The organism is Candidatus Korarchaeota archaeon NZ13-K (assembly GCA_003344655.1).
In the GTDB taxonomy this organism is placed as follows: domain Archaea; phylum Korarchaeota; class Korarchaeia; order Korarchaeales; family Korarchaeaceae; genus Korarchaeum.
In genome coordinates, this window is the sequence record MAIU01000099.1 from 1 (window position 1) to 3,684 (window position 3,684).

2 protein-coding genes and 1 pseudogene are annotated in these 3,684 nt (G+C 51.7%); 2 read left to right on the forward strand and 1 reads right to left on the reverse strand.

The window, feature by feature from the left end; translation table 11 throughout:
- Positions 1-815 (reverse strand): annotated as a pseudogene (locus BA066_07200) (transposase).
- A 296-nt stretch (positions 816-1,111) separates the two neighbouring features.
- Here BA066_07200 and BA066_07205 point away from each other — a divergent pair.
- Positions 1,112-2,140 carry a hypothetical protein gene (locus BA066_07205; GenBank protein ID RDD52906.1) on the forward strand — a complete coding sequence of 343 codons (1,029 nt, stop codon included), beginning with the start codon at positions 1,112-1,114 and terminating at the stop codon, positions 2,138-2,140.
- Positions 2,137-3,684, forward strand: a 1,548-nt coding sequence (locus tag BA066_07210; GenBank protein RDD52907.1) for a hypothetical protein, incomplete at its 3' end; no start/stop codon positions are given. The genes BA066_07205 and BA066_07210, both read left to right, overlap by 4 nt.

The following is a 3,684-nucleotide window of genomic DNA, read 5'->3' on the forward strand; positions in this document are numbered from 1 at the left end:
GGTGGCTTTCGCCGCCAACGGTAAAGGACGGCACATGGGGAGTTTTGCGGCTATGTTCCAAGCGGCTACGAGATGCCTGTCCGCTTGGAAGCCGCACCTCTTACATTTATAGACGTGCCCATTCGGCTTATTCAACCCGCCACACATCGGGCACGTCCTAGAAGTGTTCTTGGCTTTAGCATGTTCTGGCTTAAAGCCATTCTCAGCCGACTTGTAGGCAATAAAACTGAATTTTCCTGAACGGCATATTATGGAGCCTCCTATTCATTTTCCTGCCGTACCGTATTTTCTCCCTGATGTCGGTGAGCTCCTCCATTACAGGCTTAACGTTCTCTTCAGCGATTATATGAGCTATAATCTTTGAAGCCTTGTGGAGCACATCGTTTACTCGCCTCTTCCAGAATATTTCGCCAGCAGCTTAGCCTCCGTCTTTCCCAACGTCTTTCTCTGGATACTCCTCCTCTTCCTAAAATATCTGTCTCTAACGTATTTCGCTTGGCTTATGTCTACCTTTATGAATTTTACCTTGTCAGGCTTAACCACAGGAGGTCTATACTTTTTTCGTTAACATCCATGCCCAGCACGCCTTCAGGCTTCTTTTCCTCAACTTCCTTTCTGAAGGTCACGTGTAGGAAGAAATCACCACTTCTCCTCATAAGCCTTGAGCCCTTAACCTTCCAGCCCATAAACTTCTTTGAGTGTTCATGAACCTCAAAAGGCAAAACCATGTGCCCTTTATGTGTGGCTAGCTTCAGGCTTCCCCAGCTGAACCAGAACAGATGGGTGTCATCCAAGAGAATGGTGTTCAGAACCTTCGCCCCGAGGATGTGGCGGAAATTCTGAAGATTTCAAAACGTCGAGCCATGGAATATGTTAAATTCTTCAGGACGATATACAAGGAGGTAACAGGCTACGTTCCTTAGGATGGGGTTCAAGAACCAAGTACACGTCGCCAGGTGCGACACGCTTAGGACGCACGGGCTTTGCGTCGAGTCGGACGAACTGTGCAAGAGGGTCAGGCACCCGCTCTCCTACTATAATAGGAAGGCGACTAAGTAAGGATGCGTTTAAATTTATTGCTGATTTTGGTTTAATTGAGGTTTGAACGGAAATGCGCGTGGACGACCAGTTTGAAAAAGTGGATTCCACAGGTTTTTCGCAAGTTTTTAGAAAGCATCCTTCTAACCCAATAATTTCGCCTAGGAGCGGGTTTTGGTGGGAGAGCAGGCAGACGTTTAATCCTGGAGCTGCATACGTTGAGGGCAGGGTTCACCTCCTGTACAGGGCTATTGGCGAGGACTGGATTTCACGTTTAGGTTACGCTTCAAGCGTCGACGCCCTCCGAATCGTCGAGCGGCTTAGCTATCCTGTTTACGAGCATAAAGGCGAAAGCGCGGCCACACCTCTCGTGAGCCCTTCTGGAGGCTCGTTTTTGGGCGCTGAAGACCCGAGGTTGGTGCGCGTTGACGGCGAGGATAGGCTTTACATGACTTATACGGCTTATGATGGCTTAGACTTGGGAGTGGCGTTAACGTCCATTAACCTTGAAAGTTTCCTTGAGAAGGAGTGGGATTGGGCTAGGCCTAGGATCATTTCGCCTCCAGGCGAACCTCATAAAAACTGGGTTTTATTTCCAAAGAAGTTTGAAGGCAAGTATGCGGTTCTGCACAGTTTGTCGCCTACGGTGCAAATTGAATATCTTGACTCCCTTGAAGTTCCGGAGGGCTTCCACATTCGAAGCGTGTTTGATGAAGGCTTCAGTCTTTGGAGGGGTGGCTGGGAGATGCGTGTGAGGGGGGCGGCTGCCCCGCCAATAGAAACAGGGGATGGTTGGCTTCTACTTTACCACGCAACGGACGCCAGGGAGCCTGAGAAATACAAGGTTGGCGCTATGCTTCTGGATTTGCATGATCCGAAACGTGTCTTGGCGGTGGCAGATGCCCCTGTGCTTGAGCCGACTGAGGCGTATGAATATGAGGGGTTCAAGCCTGGCGTGATATACGTGACCGGCGCAGTTGCGAAGGGTGACGATTTGCTGGTGTATTATGGAGCAGCCGACAGCTACGTCTGCGTTGCTAGGGGAAGCCTCAGCAGGCTTGTTGAGCTGCTGCTTGAAAGCGGCAAAGGGGAGGCCTTATGATAAGGCGATACGAGGAAAACCCCATCCTGCTTCCGGTGAGGGAGAACTCGTGGGAGGCCTACGCCACCTTCAATCCCTCGGTCATCCTGAGGGACGGCAGATACTATATGCTTTACCGCGCAATCTCATCCTCAGACCTTTTGAAGAAGCAGGGGTCAAGCTTCAGCTCAATAGGCATCGCCGTGAGCAGGGATGGAGTGCACTTCACGGGAAGGCGTTGTCTCGTATGTCCGGAGATGGAGTGGGAGAGGTTTGGATGCGAAGATCCAAGGGTAACATACATGGAAGGGAAATACTACATCTTCTACACGGCCATTTCAACCCTGCCGCTTAAACCTGAAGGGATCAGGGTTGGGGTTGCAGTAAGCAGGGACCTCGAAAAGATTGATGGAAAATATCTCGTCACGCCGTTCAACGCTAAGGCCATGGCCCTTTTCCCAAAACGTATAGGCGGAAAGCTTACGGCGATCCTGACCGTTCACACGGACAAGCCTCCAGCCCAAATATGCATCGCCCAGTTGGGCGATGACCCGTCAGTATGGTATACTGAGATGGATGAGTGGTACCGGCAATACATGGATTGGGCGTTGAGGCCGGATCCGAGGAGGTCGCCGAGGGACCACATAGAGGTCGGAGCTCCGCCCATAGAGGTGGAGGAGAGCTGGCTCCTCATATACTCATACATCCAAAACTACTTTTCAGATTCGGAGAGGGTTTTTGGTGTTGAAGCCCTGCTCCTCGACAAAGACGACCCGAGGAGGGTTATAGCTAAAACCCAGTATCCCTTCATGGTTCCCGAGGAAGTGTACGAAGTTTACGGCCACGTTCCAAGGGTCATCTTCCCATCCTCAGCCATCAAACGCGGAGGCTGGATAAGGCTTTATTACGGCGCCGCCGACACGGTCTGCTGTTTAGCGACGGCTAGGCTGAGCCACCTTAGAAGGATCCTTAAGGGCGGCTTGAAATCCGTTTTTAAACGGTACGCCAAAAACCCGATCATCGCGCCTGACAAGCGTTTCGGGTGGCGGAGCGTCGCAACCTTCAACCCCGCTGCAATAGAGCTTGAGGGGAGCATCTACATACTCTTCAGAGCCCTTTCCCAGGACAAAACCTCCACGATAGGCATGGCGGTAACCGACAACGGGTTCACGGTGAAGGAGGTTTTAGATGAGCCGGTCTACGTTCCAAGGGAACCCTTCGAGATGAAGGCCACTCCGGGCCACTCTGGATGCGAGGATCCAAGGGTTGTAAGGATGGGCGGCAGGCTTTACATGTTTTACACGGCCTACGACAACGTCAACCCGCCGAAGGTTGCTGTGACCTCAATAAGCGTGGAAGACTTCCTCAGCCGAAACTGGAAATGGTCAAGGCCGAAGATAATCTCTCCGCCAGGAGTGGACGACAAAGACGCATGCATCCTACCTGAACCCGTAAACGGAAAATACTTCTACATTCACAGGGTCGGAGGCGTGAACATAGCCTACGACTACGTGGAATCCCCAGAGGCCGTTGACCCTTCAACGCTCGTCTCACGCGTTCTGCTC

Bases quoted from the DNA above. Each gene is read 5' to 3' on its own strand.
- BA066_07205 (RDD52906.1), top strand. From the start codon at position 1,112: ATGCGCGTGGACGACCAGTTTGAAAAAGTGGATTCCACAGGTTTTTCG.